Source organism: Streptomyces canus (genome assembly GCF_041435015.1).
GTDB classification, from domain to species: domain Bacteria; phylum Actinomycetota; class Actinomycetes; order Streptomycetales; family Streptomycetaceae; genus Streptomyces; species Streptomyces canus_G.
This window is the reverse complement of record NZ_CP107989.1, coordinates 8,749,623-8,767,333: the sequence shown is the minus strand read 5'-3', so window position 1 is coordinate 8,767,333 and position 17,711 is coordinate 8,749,623. Positions and strand designations below refer to the sequence as shown.

Annotated in this window: 14 protein-coding genes and 3 pseudogenes; 4 read left to right on the top strand and 13 right to left on the bottom strand. The window is 69.1% G+C overall.

Annotated features, from left to right (window positions below; translation table 11 throughout):
* Positions 1–110: 110 nt before the first annotated feature.
* From OG841_RS40025 to OG841_RS40005, 5 genes are all read right to left on the bottom strand, one after another.
* Positions 111–941 (bottom strand): ABC transporter permease, encoded by an 831-nt coding sequence (locus OG841_RS40025; protein ID WP_328636919.1) that lies wholly within the window; start codon positions 939–941, stop codon positions 111–113.
* A complete protein-coding gene (locus OG841_RS40020; RefSeq protein ID WP_328636920.1) occupies positions 941–1,918 on the bottom strand; it encodes an ABC transporter ATP-binding protein in 978 nt (325 codons plus the stop codon). The genes OG841_RS40025 and OG841_RS40020 overlap by 1 nt, the downstream gene beginning before the upstream one ends.
* 169 nt (positions 1,919–2,087) lie before the next feature.
* A complete protein-coding gene (locus OG841_RS40015) occupies positions 2,088–2,756 on the bottom strand; it encodes a response regulator transcription factor (protein ID WP_328636921.1) in 669 nt (222 codons plus the stop codon).
* A complete protein-coding gene (locus OG841_RS40010) occupies positions 2,753–3,967 on the bottom strand; it encodes a sensor histidine kinase (protein WP_328636922.1) in 1,215 nt (404 codons plus the stop codon). The genes OG841_RS40015 and OG841_RS40010 overlap by 4 nt, the downstream gene beginning before the upstream one ends.
* Before the next feature lie 338 nt (positions 3,968–4,305).
* A complete protein-coding gene (locus OG841_RS40005; RefSeq protein ID WP_328636923.1) occupies positions 4,306–4,638 on the bottom strand; it encodes a transposase in 333 nt (110 codons plus the stop codon).
* 65 nt (positions 4,639–4,703) lie between these two features.
* Between OG841_RS40005 and OG841_RS40000 the strand changes: the two genes are divergently transcribed.
* Positions 4,704–5,600, top strand: coding sequence for a hypothetical protein (locus OG841_RS40000; protein WP_371569215.1), 897 nt, complete (start codon positions 4,704–4,706; stop codon positions 5,598–5,600).
* Here the strand turns inward: OG841_RS40000 and OG841_RS39995 are convergent.
* Positions 5,566–6,153, bottom strand: a pseudogene (locus OG841_RS39995) (ISAzo13 family transposase); the annotation flags it as partial. The gene OG841_RS40000 and the pseudogene OG841_RS39995 sit on opposite strands and share 35 nt — an antisense overlap.
* 166 nt (positions 6,154–6,319) lie before the next feature.
* A pseudogene (locus OG841_RS39990) lies at positions 6,320–6,424 on the bottom strand (IS6 family transposase); the annotation flags it as partial.
* 430 nt (positions 6,425–6,854) lie between these two features.
* Here OG841_RS39990 and OG841_RS39985 point away from each other — a divergent pair.
* Together OG841_RS39985 and OG841_RS39980 are read left to right on the top strand one after the other, a co-directional pair.
* Positions 6,855–7,685: an intradiol ring-cleavage dioxygenase gene (locus tag OG841_RS39985; RefSeq protein ID WP_328636925.1), complete on the top strand. Its 831-nt coding sequence runs from the start codon at positions 6,855–6,857 to the stop codon at positions 7,683–7,685.
* A gap of 107 nt (positions 7,686–7,792) precedes the next feature.
* Positions 7,793–7,912, top strand: a pseudogene (locus OG841_RS39980) (IS6 family transposase); the annotation flags it as partial.
* 283 nt (positions 7,913–8,195) lie between these two features.
* Here OG841_RS39980 and OG841_RS39975 read toward each other — a convergent pair.
* From OG841_RS39975 to OG841_RS39950, 6 genes are all read right to left on the bottom strand, one after another.
* Positions 8,196–9,545 (bottom strand): cyclopropane-fatty-acyl-phospholipid synthase family protein, encoded by a 1,350-nt coding sequence (locus tag OG841_RS39975; RefSeq protein WP_365123827.1) that lies wholly within the window; start codon positions 9,543–9,545, stop codon positions 8,196–8,198.
* A 298-nt stretch (positions 9,546–9,843) separates the two neighbouring features.
* Entirely contained in the window at positions 9,844–10,890 is a 1,047-nt protein-coding gene (locus OG841_RS39970) for a GDSL-type esterase/lipase family protein (protein ID WP_371569213.1), read from the bottom strand.
* 694 nt (positions 10,891–11,584) lie between these two features.
* On the bottom strand, positions 11,585–11,902 hold the full coding sequence (locus tag OG841_RS39965) for a hypothetical protein (protein ID WP_328636928.1): 318 nt from the start codon (positions 11,900–11,902) through the stop codon (positions 11,585–11,587).
* 133 nt (positions 11,903–12,035) lie between these two features.
* Positions 12,036–13,670 (bottom strand): GDSL-type esterase/lipase family protein, encoded by a 1,635-nt coding sequence (locus tag OG841_RS39960; RefSeq protein WP_371569209.1) that lies wholly within the window; start codon positions 13,668–13,670, stop codon positions 12,036–12,038.
* 173 nt (positions 13,671–13,843) lie between these two features.
* Positions 13,844–15,904 carry an alpha-L-fucosidase gene (locus tag OG841_RS39955; protein WP_371569207.1) on the bottom strand — a complete coding sequence of 687 codons (2,061 nt, stop codon included), beginning with the start codon at positions 15,902–15,904 and terminating at the stop codon, positions 13,844–13,846.
* 320 nt (positions 15,905–16,224) lie between these two features.
* A complete protein-coding gene (locus OG841_RS39950; protein WP_371569204.1) occupies positions 16,225–16,923 on the bottom strand; it encodes an LUD domain-containing protein in 699 nt (232 codons plus the stop codon).
* Between OG841_RS39950 and OG841_RS39945 the strand changes: the two genes are divergently transcribed.
* Complete coding sequence (locus tag OG841_RS39945; protein WP_365123254.1) at positions 16,882–17,616, top strand: M15 family metallopeptidase; 735 nt, start codon at positions 16,882–16,884, stop codon at positions 17,614–17,616. The genes OG841_RS39950 and OG841_RS39945 overlap by 42 nt on opposite strands.
* Positions 17,617–17,711: the final 95 nt, after the last annotated feature.

The window sequence follows — 17,711 nt, the reverse complement described above, 5'->3', positions numbered from 1 at the left end:
CCGACCGGACGGACGCCACTGCTTCCCAAGGTTCGGTGACGAAGGCGGCTCCCTGTAGCACCCACCGGGTCAGCTCGGACGCGTCCCCGGCTTCAGGATGGGGCACTCTCTCAGGCGTCCCGCCGCTTCAGTTGCAGCGCGGCGATGCCCAGCAGCACGGCCAGGAAACCGACGAACACGGCCAGGCCCGCCCCCGGGGAGAGCAGGTCCGAGCCGGGGGAAACAGTCATGAAGGCGGAGCCGGCGTTGGAGGGGAAAAACGGGCCGATCGTGTCGTTCCAGCTGTGCGGGAGGGCGACCTTCATCAGGCCGGGCAGTAGCCAGTTCGAGGCGAACAGGGTGGTCACCGCGCCTGCGGTGTTGCGCAGCAGGGCGCCAAGTGCCATGCCCAGCAGTCCGATACCGGTGAGGTAGACGACAGCGCCGCTGACCGCGCGCAGGACGCCGGGGTCGGTGAGGGAGGCGCCGTCGGAGCCGAGGAGGGCCTGCCCGGCGAAGAAGGCACCGAAGACCGCGACCGCACCGACCGTGAGGACGACCCCGGCGAGCACCGCCGTCTTGGCCCAGAGCACCGGCAGCCGCCGGGGCACCGCGGCGAGAGTGGAGCGGATCAGGCCGGTGCTGTACTCGCCTGCAGCGAGCAGGACCCCGAGGGTACCGATGACGAGCTGGGCCATCTCGGTACCGGCCAGGCTGATGCCGGTCGGATCAGTGGTTCCCTCAAGGCCCTCCATGGTGCCGCCGCCCGAGGTGACAGAGGCGGCGATCAGCGCGAAGGCGACCAGTGCCACGACGGCCCCGAGCAGGGTGTAGGCCGTGGACCGCAGCGACCAGAACTTGATCCACTCGGAGGTGACCACGCGTCGCGTGGTGACGCGCAGTTCGGGACGCTCGTCGCGCTCGGGGCGCACTGTCAGGTCTGGTGCCGAGGTGGTAGTCATCAGGCGGCCCTCCCGGCCTCGGTGAGCTCGTCACCACGGGTGCCCGGCCCGGTGCCGGCCCTGTCAGCGGTCGTGGTCGTGGCGTGGTATTCGACGGCGTCCCGGGTCATCTCCATGAACGCCTCCTCCAGCGATGCCTGCTGGGGGAACAGCTCGTGCAGCGTGAAGCCGGATTCCGCCGCGTGATCGCCGATCTGATCGGTCGTCAGTCCGCTGATCTCCAGGACCCCGGGTTCGAGGCTGGCGATCGTGACATCCGGCCCGGCCAGCTGTTCCCGGATCTGCGCGGCCTGCGGCGAGCGCACGCGTACGGTGGTGCGGGCCGCCCGTGCGGTGAAGTCTGCCACCGACACGTCGGCGATCAACCGCCCGCGGCCGACGACGATGAGGTGTTCGGCCGTGAGTGCCATCTCGCTCATCAGGTGCGAGGAGACGAAGACGGTCCGGCCCTCCTCGGCCAGCCCCTTCAGCAGGTTGCGGATCCAGAGGATGCCCTCCGGGTCGAGGCCGTTGACCGGCTCGTCCAGCATGACCACCCGGGGGTCGGCAAGCAGCGCCGAGGCGATACCGAGGCGCTGGCCCATGCCGAGAGAAAAACCGCCCGCCCGCTTGTGGGCGACCTCGGTCAGGCCGACGAGGTCGATCACCTCCTCGACGCGTCGGCGCGGAACGCCGGTGGTGGCGGCCATCGCCCGCAGGTGGCTGAACGCGGACCGGCCCTGGTGGATGGACTTGGCCTCCAGCAACGCGCCGATCTCGTGCAGTGGCGCCCGGTGTTCGGCGTAGGGGCGGCCGTTCACGGTCGCGGTCCCGGCGGTCGGCCGGTCGAGGCCGAGGATCATGCGCATGGTGGTGGACTTGCCCGCCCCGTTGGGTCCGAGGAAGCCGGTGACCATGCCAGGCCGGACCGAGAAGGTGAGCGAGTCGACGGCCGTCTTGTCGCCGTAGCGCTTCGTCAGGTTGGTGACTTCAATCATGCGGTCCAGACTGCCGAGCGCGGATCTCCCGGTCGTCAGCCCGGCGCGGACACTCTGTCCTCCCATGCCCGTGGTACGGATCTACCGCGGGCGCGGTACTGAGGGGCCTGCGGACAAGACCAAAGGATGAGCGCGCCTCCGCCCGCACGTCTGCCCAGGGCGTGGCCGGTCACTGCGGAGCGCGGGCCAGGCCGGTCTGGTAGGCGATGACGACGAGTTGGGCCCGGTCCCGTGCGCCGAGCTTCGTCATCGCCCGGTTGACATGCGTCTTGGCGGTGGACGTCGAGACGTACAGCCGCTCGGCGATCTCGTCGTTGGACAGGCCCGTGGCGACCAGGCCCAGCACCTCGCGCTCCCGCCCGGTCAGGGCGTCGAGCTGCGCCGCTGTCGTGGCGGGCCGGTCGTCGGGGGAGGCCATGAAACGGGCGATCAGGCTCTGGGTTGCCTTCGGCGACAGCAGCGCCTCACCGCCCGCCACGGTCCGGATCGCGGCCAGCAGTTCTGCAGGCTCGACGCCCTTGCCCAGGAAGCCGCTGGCCCCGGCGCGCAACGCCTGGAAGACGTACTCATCGATCTCGAAGGTGGTCAGGATCAGCACCCGAACCCCTGCCAGGTCATCGTCGGCGGTGATCTCCCGAGTGGCGGCGAGGCCGTCGAGCCCCGGCATCCGGATGTCCATCAGCACGACGTCCGCGCGGGTGCTGCGGGTGAGTTCGACGGCCTCCCGGCCGGTCGTCGCCTCGCCCACCACCTCCAGGTCGGGCGCCGCATCGATGAGCACCCGGAAACCAGCACGGATCAGGTTCTGGTCATCGGCCAGCAGGACCCGGATGGTCATCCGTCTTCTCCTTCTCCGGATACCTTCACCGACGCTGGGGGCAAGGGCAGTTGTGCCCGCACGGTGAAACCGCCGTCGGGCCCGGGGCCCGCCTCGAACTGCCCGCCGACGGCGATCGCGCGCTCGCGCATGCCCAGGATGCCGTGCCCGCCGACAGCCGTGTGCTTGCGGGCCGCCACGCCGCCTCCCGCGTCGTGGATGCGGACGACGAGTCGGTCGGGCGCGTACTCGACGCCGACCCTCGCTGAGGAGCTCCCGCTGTGCTTGTGCACGTTGGTGAGCGATTCCTGCACGATCCGGTACGCCGCCAGGTCTACCGCCGAGGGCAGCGGGCGCGGGTGGCCGGAGAGCGTCCAGGCCACCTCCAAGCCTGCCGCGGCGAACGAGCCGGCGAGTTCCTCCAGCCCGTCGAGGCCCCGAGTGGGCTGCACGGGGGCCCGCGGGTCATCGTCCCGGCGCAGTACGCCGAGCAGCGCGCTGAGTTCCTCCAGCACGCTCCGGCTGGCCTGGCGTACCAGGGTGAGCGACTCCTCCGCGACGTCCGGATCGGTGCGCAGCGTGTGCCCGGCCACCCCGGCCTGGACGCTGATCACGGCGATATGGTGGGCGGCCACGTCGTGCAGCTCGCGGGCGATGCGCAGCCGTTCCTCGACAACCCGGCGGGCCGCCTCCTCCTCGCGGCTCTGCTCGGCGCGACGGGCCCGCTCCTCCAGCAGGCCGACGTACGCCCGCCTGCTGCGGACCGCGTCTCCGGCGGCCACCGCCATGCCGATCCACACGATCAGGTTCTGGGTCCCGATGCCGGACCAGGCCGACCCGGCGGTGGCCAGGGAAGTGACGCCGTAGACGAGCGCGGCGGCGGCTCCGGCCGTCCAGGCGGTCCGGCGGTCGGTGCGGACGGCGACGGTGTACGCGGCGATCACCGGGGCTCCGAGGAACACGCCCTGCGCATCCGAGACGATCATGGAGACGCAGGCGATCCCGGTGGTGACGGCCAGCACCGGAATCGGCCACCGCCGCTGGAAAACGAGCGCGCAGCAGGCCAGTGCCGCCAGCACTGCGACGGTAGCGGTCAGCGGGACCCGCTGAGGCGGGTCGCCGGGGAGGACCGGCGCCAGCAGGCTGGCTGTGTACAGCGCCGCGGCAAGCACCCCGTCCACGACGAGCGGATGTGCCCGCGCAGCCTGGCGCCAGGCCGCAGGACCAGTCATGCGGCAACCATACGTGCAGCCGCCTGACCTGGCGTCCACCCCCCACCGTGGTACGTCCACCTACCGCATCCGTGGCAGGCGCCCCGCAAGGGGCGCACACCGCTGGCCTTCGCGGCACCGCACACCCGCCCCACGCTGACCGGCGGTTCGGTCCCGGCCTGAACCGGCAGCGTTCTCGGCCTTCTCCCCACTCACGATGGCCCAGTACGTGGCGGGCCGGCCCCTTCTGTCACCCCCGTCGCGACGGACCCGTTCTGACGGTCGGAAGGAAGCGGCAGACGAGTCGGGCTGGACGCCGGGTTTTGTCCCCCGGTCGACTCTGCTGCGCAATTTCGGGGTCAGGCCGTGAGTCGGTAGGCGAGGTGTTCGAGGCGGCTTCTGCGGGTGTGGTGCCGGTCGTGGCCGGTCCAGTACGCGTCGAGCCGGATCACGTTGAGTGCGGTTGCGGAGAAGGCGTGCCGGAGGCGGACTTTCGGCAGTCCGCGGTAGCGGGCCCGGCGGATGCCGGTGATGTCCAGGGCCTGTTTGATGGTGCCCTCCACCCCTGCGCGCAGGGCGTACTTGGCCTTCCAGGTCTCGGTCTTCTGCTCGGCGCGGGCCCGGACGAGGGCCTCGTGCGGTTCCCTGGGACGCAGAGTGAGCATGCGCCGGCCCAGCGCGGACTGGTGCACTGCTCCCGGAAGGGGCAGGGGCGGCAGGTGCGGACACTGAAGGTGATGACGATCGCGTCCGCGCCGTGCTGCTTCACCGGGTTCCAGTGCGCGTTGCTCTTCCCGGCGGGACAGCGGACCTGACGGGCCTTCCAGTCGATGGCGAAGGCGTTCCTGTCGAAGCCCGCGTGGGCCTTGGCCTGGGCGGAGTGGTCCAGCAGGACGGGAGTGACCATGCGGGTGCCCCGCTTCAGCGCGGCGGTGATGAGAGCGGCGGAAGGGTAGCCGGAGTCGAGGTAGTGCTCTCCGGGCTTCACCCCGTGCTCGGCCAGGCGTTGTTGGACAGGCGCGGTCGCCTTCACATCGGGCACGGTGGCGTCGGTGGTGAACACGTCCGTGATCAGGTTCGGTGCCGCCGGGATCCCGGCTTCGGCTTCGGCTTCGGCTTCGGCTTCGGCTTCGGCTTCGGCTTCGGCTTCGGCTTCGGCTTCGGCTTCGGCTTCGGCTTCGGCTTCGGCTTCGGCTTCGGCTTCGGCTTCGGCTTCGGCTTCGGCTTCGGCTTCGGCTTCGGCTTCGGCTTCGGCTTCGGCTTCGGCTTCGGCTTCGGCTTCGGCTTCGGCTTCGGCTTCGGCTTCGGCTTCGGCTTCGGCTTCGGCTTCGGCTTCGGCTTCGGCTTCGGCTTCGGCTTCGGCGGGAGTCTCGCAGGTCTCGGTGAGGTGGACCTTGTAGCCCATCCAGAACAGGTCTTCGCCCTTGGCCGCCCAGCGGGCATCGGGGTCGTAGGGAGAGGCCAGGCGCGCGGCCGACAGGCTGTGCTGCGGTCGGCCGACCCGGATCTCGCCCGGCAGGAAGCATGGGCGCACCTCGTCGTGCACCACTGCCTGACGAGCGTCATCACCCAACTCGCCGACGACCACGGCATCGACCCGGACCGCATCTCGTTCGCGGCCCCACGATTTCCTTCTTCTTCGCATCGACGCTGATCACCGGGTCCCGGGCGTCGATATGGTTCTTGGCCTGCTCGTTGATGTAGCGGAACTGGCCGTCCCGGTCTGGATGCTGCCGGCCTTCGATGGTCTTGGCGTTCCCCTGGAGGCTGAAGCCTTCCTCGCGCAGCACGTCGGCGACGGTGTCGGCGGATATCCGGTGACCCTGGCGAGTGAGTTCGGCGGCCAGATGACGAGTGGACTTCGTCGTCCACCGCAACGGCGACATCGGATCACCCCGCACATCCGGCTCGACCAGGGCCAGCAGCGCCGGACGAAGTCCCAGGTCCAGATCGACCGTCCGCTTGCGGCCTCCGCCCGCCCGGCGGTCCCGCCCCAACGGGGCCTTCCCGGATTCCAGTTCATCCGCACCCAGCGACACCGTGGCCTCCCGCACCCCGGCGGCCCGGGCGACCAGCCTGATCCCGCCATGGCCGATCGACCGGGCTTCCGCTCCTATCAGCAGACGCCGCTGCCGCTCGTCGAGATGCGGGAAGATCGCCTCGAACTTGGCTGCCAGAGCTGCCCGTTGCCCCTCCGATGCGCCCATACCACGCCAACGAGTCGGCCAGCGGGAAGCTACGGGTTAATGCTCTGCGAGCCCTAACTTCGAGGCATTGGACGATCACGTGCTACCGATCTCCACCCCGACCAGCACGAGCACCTCGCCCAAACGTCACACCAGCTCCGCTGAGCAGCGGGAATCACGATGGCACCAACTCACTGAAGCTGAGCGGGAAGCGGAAGTACAGCCACACACAGTGGGAGATGACCTCGGCCGGGTACCGGTGCCCCTTGTACGACGGCGACCTGCTCTCCACGGGCACCCCTCCAGCATGATCAGCCCGGCGATCATCCCGCCCGCCCAGCCAACGTGACAGCGCCCCACGTCCGTCTCCGTGGCACTGACACTGCGTACCGAAGCCGCCAAGACCTTCCCACGTCCGGCAATAGCCAGCTCGCAGTGGCTCTTCTCCGGCCGCCAGCCCGGAGAGCCCGGTCAGCTCCAAGTCCACCTGCGTCAGATCGGCGTCCCTCCGCAGTGCGCAGGACCTCCGCGATCCGTCAGCTCGTCCTCCAGGCCCCGGCCCCCGTCATCGCGAAGGCACTCGGCCATCACTACAAGACCGTCACCCGCCTGGTCACCGACAGACGGGTCCGGGCAGTGACAGGCAGGTGACAGTCGATCGGTAGGGGACCGACAGGCCAGATGCCTGGTGGCCTACAGCAACCGGTCCATACCGTCTTGTCATGACCGCAAACCACGAGGAAGAAGTGCACGCGCACGACCGGGGCCTCTCCTACGACCTTCCCCTTCTCGCCCGTCGCCGGATGGTACGGCTGCTGGCGGGGGTGAGCCTGGTGCCGCTGGTGGGCTGCACTTCCGAGGAGGAGACCACGGCGTCCTCGTCCCCGTCGCTCTCCCCGTCGTCCGTGTCGTCGCCCGTTCAGTGCGAGACGATCCCCAAGGAGACCGAAGGCCCCTTCCCCGGCGACGGTTCCAACGGCGTCAACGTCCTGAGGGAGAGCGGTGTCGTCCGCAGCGACATCACGCAGAGCTTCGGCGACTCCGCGGGGGGTACCGCCGAGGGCGTGCCCCTGACGATCACGCTCACGGTGGTGGACGCCGCCTCCGGCTGCGGCACCCCCAAGAAGGGCGCCGCCGTCTACATCTGGCAATGCGACCGGGAGGGCAGGTACTCCCTGTACAACGACGGCGTGACGGACGAGAACTACCTGCGCGGCGTCCAGGAGGCGGACGGCAAGGGACAGGTCACGTTCAAGAGCATCTTCCCCGGCTGCTACCCGGGCCGCTGGCCGCACGTCCACTTCGAGGTCTACGACAGCCTGGCCGACGCCACCGCGGCCAGGTCCATCACGAACACCTCGCAGCTCGCGCTGCCGAAGGACGTGAGCGAGAGGGTGTACGCCACCGACGGCTACAGCGAGAGCGTGAGGAATCTCAGCGAGCTCTCCCTGGAGTCGGACATGGTCTTCAGCGACGGCTACAACCAGCAGCTCGCGAAAGTCACCGGCACCGTCGAGCAGGGGTGCACCGCGACGCTGACGGTTCCGGTGTGACCCGTCACAGCTGAACGGCTCGGGGTTCATTCGCGCGCTCTACATCCAGCCTCTCCGGCTCCCACCCCGCCCCACCGACAGGGGCACTGAGCTGCCACTTGGCTCCGCCCGACTTCCGGCCCCGCCGCCATCTGATGCCCGCCCACGACTACCGAGCCGAGATGACCGTCCGCTTCGCCATCTGGGAGCAGATCACCGGCGTCGCCGGCCCTGCCACCGCGGCCTGAGCACAGGCCCGGCTCCCAAGCCCACCCTGCCCCGACGCGCCGTCAGGCAGTCACAGCCAACAACGTGACAACGCCCCTCCGTCTGCTCGCCGACGTACCGGCGGGCGCCCGCGTCGGTGCCGACACAGACGATCGGCCCGCGCGAATCGCGACGGACTTCTGGATCCGGTCGCGGGCGTCCGCGGTCCAGACATAGCCGTTGAGCAGGACGGTGTCAGCAGGCAGGAACGTCAGGGAGGCTGCGGCGTGTCCCACCCACCGACGGCACCGGACCGACACCGCGTCAGGCGAGCTCCGAGGCCGAGGTCCCCAGGAAGTCCCTGCGCAACGGCATGCCGGACCGGCCGTCACCGTCGGTCCTGACCGCCAGCACCTGGTTGACGCCCATCGTGTTGTTCTCGAACCCGACCGCCGAGGCCGCCATATACAGGCGCCACACCCGCGCCCGCCCTGGCGAGGTCAGCTTGACCGCCTCGTCCCAGTGCGCTTCGAGGTTGGTCACCCACTCACGTAGCGTGAGGGCATAGTGCTCGCGCAGGGACTCGACGTCGCGCACCTCGAAGCCCGCTTCCTCCAGCAGCGACACGGTGGAGCCGACGGGAGCCAGCTCGCCGTCGGGGAAGACGTACCGGTCGATGAAGGGGTCCATTCGGTACTCCCCTTCGTCCCGCACAGGGCGCCGCGATATCTGGTGGTTGAGCAACCGCCCGCCGGGCTTCAGCAGTTGGTGCAGGATGTCTGCGTACGCGCGGTACCGCTTCCCGCCCACGTGTTCGGCCATGCCGATCGAGGAGATCGCGTCGAAGGTGGAGTCGTCGATCTGCCGGTAGTCCTGCACCCTGATCTCCACCAGGTGCTCAAGCCCCGCCGCGGCGACACGCTCGCGAGCCAATGCCGCCTGCTCGACCGAGATGGTGACCCCCACGACCTGTACGCCGTAGCGTTCGGCGGCGTGCATGGCCAGCGAGCCCCAGCCGCAGCCCACGTCCAGCAGCCGCTGCCCCTCGCGCAGGGCGAGCTTGCGGCAGACCAGGTCCAGTTTGGCCTCCTGGGCCTGCTCCAGAGTGTCGCCGGAGCCGGAGGACGGGTCGCCCTGCCAGTAGGCACAGGAGTAGACGAGCGAGGGACCCAGCACCAGGGCGTAAAAGTCGTTGCCCACGTCGTAGTGGTGACTGATGGCCGCCTTGTCACGGCGCAGGCTGTGCGCAGGACCGCGACGGCGCACCACCTCTTCGGCGGGCGGAGCCGGCGGGAGCCCCATCCCCGCGAGGCCGAGCGTCCGGCTCACCGCACGCAGGCTGCCGGGCGCGGTCAGCACGCCCAGCGCTCCGCGGAGCGCCGCCGTGCGGCTGCCGGGCTCGTCCCGTTCCCACACCAGCGTCGAGATGCGCTTCAGCAGCTCGTACAGGTCACCGTCGACTTCGAGGTCTCCGGCCACCCAGGCGCGGGCGAGCCCCAGCTCGCCGGGCCGCCACAGCAGACGCCGCAGGGCTTCGCGGTCGCGCAGGACGAAGGCCGGCCCGTCCTTGGGACCGGCCGTGCTGCCGTCCCAGAGGCGGATGCCCACGGGCAGGGGGAGACCAAGCACCTGTTCACTGAACCGGGCCAGAACTGCTGCGGCTGCTTCGGACATGCGAATCCTCTCCGTTCAACGCAGGGGGCCCGCGCGTCTCGTACGGCGGCTGGGCCAGGCAACGTCCACCGGGGCGGCTGGCGCCGGTGAGTGTAAGCGGACATTGATTGAAAGCTAAAGGGGTCTCTGTTTTGAGCAGTCGATGGAGGCACGGCCGGTTATCCGGCCCGGGTCACGACAGGATTCGGTCCCCCCGGGTGGCCGGGGTCTGCACCCCGGCCGTCCCTTGCCGAGCCGAGCAGGCCGCCCGCGACACCGCGAGCGGCCCGCTGCGCAAGTCCGGTCTACTGACTGCCCGTCAGCTCTCCTCACCCGTACGGCGCCTGCGCGCGAAGTAGACCGCGGCGGTTCCGGCCACCACGACCGCGAGACCGGCACCCGCGAGGACGGGACTACTGCTCGACGCGCCGGTCTCGGCGAGATCTCCGTTCGTGGTCGGGTCGTTCGCCCCCGTGTCCTTGCCGGGCGCGGGCGTGCCCGACGCGCTGGGCGTGGGGGACGCGCCCCCACCGGGCGCGTCGCTCTCGGCGAGCACCGCCGCGAAGGCGCCCGCGATCACCTTGTGGCCGTCGGCGTTGGGGTGGGGGTCCTTCTTCGTGCACGCCCAGGTCAGCTGACAGATCTTGGCCACGTTCGCCGGCACCTCGCCCGCGCCGGGCACCTTCACCTGGGTGGTGAAGTCGTCCGAGGAGAAGGCCCCGGCCACGTCCGCCACCTTGAAGCCGGTGGACTTGTACACCTGGGCGATCCCCGTGTTGGCGGCCTTGACCAGGGGTGCCGACTCCTTGGCGGCCTGCTGCCCCGCGGCGCCCTGCAGCCAGGCCCCCAGGAACGGGTTGTGGTACGTCGAGCCCACGAACTGCGTGTTGTCCGTGCCGGCCTTGCGGAGCGTGCCCGCGATCTGGGCCAGGTTCTTCGCCATGGCCTGGCTCTTGCTGTTCAGGCATGCCCCGTCGAGGGTGCCGGCCGGGCTGACGCAGTTGAGGAGGATGTCGTTGGCGCCCACACTGAGGGTGACGTAGGCGACCTTGCCGTGGTCCTTGGCCATGGCCTGCAGGGCGGCGTCCAGTTGCGACTTGGCGTGCGGGTAGTCGCACTTTCCGCCGTTGATCAGGGACTCGGTGGTCTCAGCGGTGCAGCCGAGGCGTATGTGCTTCAGCCCGGGGGTGCGCTGCTTGAGCTGCGCGAAGAGCTGGTCGGTGTAGGCGACATCGGTGTCCTTGTCGACGTCCGGCTGGTAGCCGGAGGCCAAGGAGTCACCGAGCGAGATGTAGTACGTGGTGTCCTTGGCGCCGGTCACCTCGTCGGCGACGGCCAGTCCGGGCGCGCTCAGCACGAGCGTCATGGCAGAGACGGCCAACGGGGGGCCGAAACGCTGAAGGGATCTCATCACTTACATGCTTTCCAGTTGCGGGGGGATGTTGGGTGCCGAAAGGCATTGGCCTGAGACGTGGCTACAAGCAGCGGAACTCAGCCGCAACGGTTTCCGGGCACCCGAAGAAGGCCTTGGTGAAGGCATAGGGGGATTTCTGCCTCCGTGACGCTGCGGGATCTACCCGCCTTCGCTTCGGAGACGCGGGTGTCAATCTAGCAAGGCTGACACCGAGTTGGATATGGGGGTCCGACAACGTAACGATCACATCGACACGTATAACCAACAGAAGGGCTCGAGCGGCCGGGAATTGCTCACCAGACTCGCTGGTAACCATTCGTTGAGTGATCAGCTGGGTGGCAACTCGCCTCGCGGGCGGCCACCCACCTGCACGAGCTGAACCGCTCCGGGATCAGTGGATGCCCTACAGGTTAAGTCCAACTGCCGGTTTGGGGGCTGGTGTTGAGCGCAGCAGTTGACCCCTTGTTGGACGGGCCGAATAGCACCGATCGCAGAATGCAGACACTGGAGGTTAATCCGGTCCACCCATTCCGCGGAGTTGGATAGCCCGCGGCAGTTCGGCTCTCGACCCCGAACACCTTCTTGAACTCGCCGATGAACGCTACGAGCGTCTTGGTAACCGGTCGAGCTCTGCCGTGAGGAAAGCCTACGCCGCCTTCAAAGCCAGACAGACGCCGTCCGACTGGGCGCGGGTCATGCTGGATTGGTGCGGCATGACCGTCGCGGCCTGCGACGCCTGCCATGACCGCATCCACGACGCGCAGTCGGCCGGATCATTCACGCCCTGATCACGGAGAGCTGGATGACGGGAAACCGTCACGTCCGGATAGGCGTCCCCGCCCGAGGCGGTGATGCCGAGGTCCAGGTTCGGGCCCTCGTCCTCGGTGGGGAGGTAGTAGTTCTCCTGGGCATCCAGGACGAGCGTCGTTCCGGCGGCGTTCGCGGCCGGGGTTGCAACCGCCATAACGGCGGCCGCGACAGCGGCGGCCGCCGCTGTCCGCCATGTTCTTTACGGGCAACGGGCCGTTCCGTCCGGTGCCCCGTACGCGGAGAGGGGGCGCCGAACAGAACTACGGCGTCCGGGAGGTGGGTACCGCTCAGGAGGTGAGCAGCGAGAGGTTCACCGTGTTGGCCATGGCTTGCATGCCGGCGCTGTTGGGGTGCAGATGGTCGCCGCTGTCGTAGGCGGGGAGCAGCTGCGCCGGGTTGGCCGGGTCCCGGAGCGCCGCGTCGAAGTCGATCACCGCGTCGAAGGCGCCGCTGGTGCGGATCCACTGGTTGACCTGGGCGCGGATGGCGGCCTTGTCGGTGGTCTGCGTGGAGTTCGGCAGGATGGTCCCGCCGAGGATCCGGACACCGGCCTGGTGCGCCTGGTTGATCATGGTCTGGTAACCGGCGCTGATCTGGTCGGCGGTGACGCTTGTGGCGTTGATGTCGTTGATGCCCTCCAGCAGGATGACGTCCTTCACGCCCGGCTGGGTCAGGACGTCGTGGGAGAAGCGGGTGACGGCCGCGATGCCCTGCCCCGTGTTCGGGCTGTCGGTGACCACGCGGTTGCCGCCGATGCCCGCATCGGCCACGCCGAGGCGCTGGCCGCCGGACTCGGCCTGCAGCCGCCGGGCGAGGTAGTCGGGCCAGCGCTGGTTGGCGTTGTCGGTGGCGCTGGAGCCGTCGGTGATGGAGTCGCCGATGGCCACGACGGTTCCCTTGGCCGTGGGTGACACGACGTCGAGTCCGGCGACGTAGAACCAGTTGGCCGTGGTGGTGGTGAAGTTCGTCGGGGCCTCCTCGGCGGCGTGGTTGCCGGTGCTCGCGGCGGACAGGTACGAGGTCTGGTGGGCGTCGTGGTGGTAGGTGGAGGCGCCGGTGGTGCCCGGGAGGTAGACGCTCACCAGCAGGTTCTGCTCCGCGGCGACCGGCATCGGGATGACGTCGCTGGTCAGTTCCTGCCCGGCGGGGATGGTCGGCGTGGCCGACCGGCCGAAGGTGACGGTGTGTGTGGTGCCCGCGACCGCGGTGGCGCCGCTGGACTGGACGGCCACGGTGACGGCACCTACCGAGAGGGCGGTCGTGCTGCGCAGGTTGGACAGCCGGATGCGCAGCCCCGCGCCGGAGGTGTTGTTGTGGACGACCATCCGGATGGTCTGCGAGGTGAAGCTCTGGCCGCCGCTGACCATGGCCGGGCCCCAGGTCGCCGAGCGCGGGCGCTCGGTCAGGCCCCAGTGCTGGTTGGTCGTGTTCTTGCAGGTCCACTGGATGATCGCGTGGTCCTGCGCGGTGGAGCCGTCGGAGACGTCCAGGCACAGGCCGCTGCGGGCGGAGACGATCGCCGAACCGCTGAAGGTCCAGTTCTGGTTGCCGGCGCCGGTGCAGGGCCACTGGATGATCGGGCTTCCCGCGGTCACGGAGCCGTTCTGCACGTCCATGCACTTGCCGCTGTTGATGTTGACCAGCGAGAAGGTGCCGTCGCCGTGGTCGACCGCCTCCCACAGCTGGCCGGGGCCGCCGGAGGCGGTCTTCTGCACGACCGCCGCTGCGTTGGCCAGGGAGTCCGACAGCACGGCGGCGTTCTTGCCGCTGTTGGCCGCCGTCAGCGCGTAGACGTGGCCGCCCTGCGGCGCGCCCGCGGCCGAGGCGTCTGCCGCCGGGACGAGGGCGAGTCCGGCAGCGGCCAGGCAGGTGGCGGATGCCGTGGCCGTGAGTCTGGCGGCGAGTCTTCGGGAGGTGTGCATGGGCGGCCCTTCTTTGCTGGGTGGGGACGTGCGGCTTCCGCCTGGGGACGTGCCTTCGTGGAGACCGCGGGCCGGAGGGGCCCCGGCCCGCAGCGGCCACGCAGGAGGCTGGTCGTGGCGCTGTGGCCCTGTGGCCCGGGAAGAGGTACGGGCGGCGCGGCCGTGACGGGTGGTCAGGAGGTGGGCTGGAACGTCCACAGCAGGTTGTTGTTGGTCACCCAGGTCCACTGCTTGGTCACGGACCCGGAGGGGACCTGTCCGCCGCCGTCGAGGACGAGTCCGGTGGTGCGGTTGGCGATCGAGTACTGGCCGTTGCCGCGGTCGGTTATCTTCCACTGCTGGTGGGGGCCGCCGTTCCAGGCCTCTTGCTGAGCTGGAGCGCCGTTGCTGGTCGAGCCCCAGCCGTCGGCGACCATGCCGTTGGCGCGGTTGACCAGCCTGTAGTAGCCGTCGCCGAGGTCGACGGCCTGCCACTGGAGGTTGGGGCTGTCGACCGGCGTCCACTGCTTGAGGTTCGAGCCGCTGGCGACGTTGCCGCCGCTGTCCAGGGCCAGACCGTCCGTGACGTTGATCAGACGGAAGTACGAGGCCGGATTGAAGGTGACCTTCAGCGAGACGATGGCGTCGTTGTTGCCGGTCACCCGCAGGTCGGGATTGTCCGCGGTGAACGTCCAGGCCGTGCCGGTGAAGTTGTCGCCGGAGTAGCCCGTCACCCGGTAGCCCTGGGGCACCCTCAGCGAGGAGATGGTCGCGGACCCCACCCCCGCGGCCGACAGCTGGGAGGAGGTGTAATTGCCCAGCGTCAGGACGGCGCTCGCCGAGGAGTAACTCACGTCCTGGAACACGGTCACCCGGGCTCCGCCGGCGGCCGTGGGGACGCCGCTGACCTCGACGCAGACCACGGAGTCATTGGCGTCCGGGGCGGTAGCCGGCACGGTGACGCTGATCTGGCCGCCGCTGACGGTGTAGGTGAGCGAGGCCGAGGGGTTGTTCATCAGGTAGACGCGGCTGATCGTGTTGGTGATCGCCGGGATCTGCAGCACGCCGCCCGTGGGCCAGGTGAAGACGTGGGCGAACAGCTTGCCGTCCTTCTTGGTGGCCCTGCCCCAGGTGGGGTCGGTGGTGAAGGGGCTTGCCGTGGCTCCGTGCACGCTGTCGCCGTACGTCGCCATCCAGGAGGCCAGGCCGCGCAGGATGGTCACGGATCCGGCGGTGACCGAGCCGTCGCCCTTGGGGCCGATGTTCAGCAGGAAGTTGCCGTCCCGCGAGACGCAGGTGACGAGCTCCTGAACGAAATCCCTGACGGGCCGGTAGGAGTTCTCTCGGCCCGCCTGGTAACCCCAGGCACCGTTCATCGTGTCGCATCTCTCCCACTGACGGTCCAGCGGCGCGTTGGGGACACCGAACTCCGCGACCGTGTAGTCGCCCAGACCGAGGTCCCGCTTGACCCGTTCGTTGACGACGAGTTGGGGCTTGCGGGCGATCAGCCAGTTGTAGAGGTCGACACCGTCCGACCGCAGCCACCAGTCCTCGAGGGTGGGGCTGGAGGGTTCGCCGAACCAGTCGCCGTCGAACCACAGGAGCGCCGGGTCGTAGCGGTCCAGCAGCTCCTGCAGTTGGGCTTTCATGTCCGCGATATAACCCGTGCGGGCGGCCTGCGAGGCCATCGTCGTGAGACCGCTTCGGATGGTCTGGGAGGGGTGGTTCCAGTCCAGGATCGAGTAGTAGAGCCCGAACTTGACGCCTCGTGCCTCGCACTCGGTCTTGAGCGCCGCCAGCAGATCACCCTGGACACCGGCGTAGTCGTGCAGGTTGTACAGCTTCGTGCCGGTGGTGTCGGTGAAGCCGGGGACGTTGGAGTCCCACATGGCGAAGCCTTCATGGTGTTTGGCAGTGATGACCAGGTACTTCATGCCGGCGTCCGCCGCCAGTTGGGCGATGGCTGCCGCGTTGAACGCGGTGGGGTTGAAGTGCGCGGACACCTGGGTCTGGTAGTTGGCCTTGGACCAGCTCTCGGAGCTGAAGGCCCATTCGCCGTGGCCGAGGTAGGAGTAGGACCCGAAGTGGATGAACATCCCGAACCGGGCCTGGTACCACCAGTCCATCTTCGAGGAGACCGAGTACGCCTCGGCGGCGGTGGGCCACAGGGCCTGCGGCAGTCCGAAGGCCACGGTGCCGCCGGCGAGCGCGGCGGCCTTGATGAGGGAGCGCCTGCTGAGGTGAGCGGAGGTCATGTGCGGCTCCAGAAGGGGTGAAGGACACGGGGCGTGTCGCCAGTGGTTTGTCCGTGACTCAGCCCGGACGGCGGGGAAACGGCGGCTCGTGTCCGCTCAGGCCACATCCTTCTCGGACATCGGATGTATTAAGGGGTACGCCCCCACGTCTTGTCTAGAGCTAAGGACGGAAATCAGGAATCTTCTCCTCGTCACTGCCCCACGATCAGGTCAACACGCAAGAATAGATAGGATCTATCAAGGTCGATGCGTGAAATGCACACGGCTTCGCAGCGCGGCCACCTGACCGCACGGCGAAACCGTGATGTCCGCTCCGGCGGCTACGCGTCCCCCAGCACGATGATGTCGAGGGTCCTGGGCCCGTGTACGCCCTCCACCCGCTCCAGCTCGATGCCGCCGGTCGCCGAGGGGCCTGAGATGAGTGTCAGCGGCCGCGACGGGTCGAGGCGGCGGAGCGCATCGGGCACGTCGGGTGTGATCTGATCGGCCCGGACCAGGCAGATGTGCTGGTCCGGGAGCAGCGCCAGGGCCCGCCGTCCCTGGCCCAGACCGTGGTCGAGGACCACGGTGGCGGTGACGGCGATGGCCGCGGCGACCGTCGTGACGACGGCGTCCGCCGTGTCGAGCTGTCCGATAGTCAGCGGCGGGACGTCCGCCGGCAGCGACCAGGGGCCGTCCGGGACCAGGCCCTCGGGGAATCCGGACGGCCCCACGAGGCAAAGCGCTCCGGTACGGCTCAGAGCGCGGCCCACGGCCGCCGCGGCACCGGCTGCCGGAACACGGACCACTGTGGCGCGGTACTCGGCGGCACGCTCGGCGAACAGCCCCACGACGTCCTCTCCCGCGTGGTCGGCGCGGCGACCACGCGGACGTGGCAGATCGTCGGGGCGCTCGGAGCGGGGAACAACGGACAGGGAGGCAGCAATCCCGCCCTTTGGGCGAGCGGCACCGCGGGCCGTCCGGGCACCGTGGCGCAGATGCAGACGGATGGCAATCTCGCGCTCTACGCGCCAGGTCATGTGCCGATCTGGGCCAGCAGCACCGCAGGCCACCCTGGCGCCTACCTCGAACTGCAGAACGACGGAAATGCGGTAATTTACCGCGATCCAGGGCATGTTGCCGTCTGGGCGTCACGCACGTCGGGCGGAGGTACGTCAGCGACTCCGATCACTCCTCTCTACAACGACTCCCGTAACGTGCCCTGCGCATCGGGGACTCGAGACCTTGGAGTGGCGGACGGCTACCACAACTCCGCCAGGGTGCTCATCCGCCTGTGCGCGGTGGCAGGTCTGCGCAGCACGAGTGAAGAGAGCGGGAACACCGCCTATCGGGTGCCCGGCGCGAACGGTGAGGCTGTGGTGAATTCTCGCGTATCGGGTGCCGTCGCAGCCATGCTCCGCTCGGCAAAGGCGTCAGGACTCACCCTGAACGCTTCCAGCGCGTTTCGGACCATGGCGCACCAGCAGGCCCTGTGCAACGCCAATTCCCTCTGCCGACAGGGCAACTACAGCCGTGTGGCCCGCCCTGGGACTTCGAACCATCAGATGGGATTGGCCATCGACTTTGCAGGCATCGACAGTTCGGCCGGCTGCGCCAACGGATCGGGGCCGACGTGGAGGTGGTTGCGCACCAACGCAGCCAGGTTCGGGTTCCACCAGTACAGGAACGAGCACTGGCACTGGGATGTGCTGTCCGACAGCACCCGCTGCTGACTGCTGAGAATCGGCTGGCGATGCTCAGCAGTCAGGAAATACATCGCCAACCGCGGCGGCCCCTCGTTCAACGAGGGGCCGCAGGCTGGTCGCCT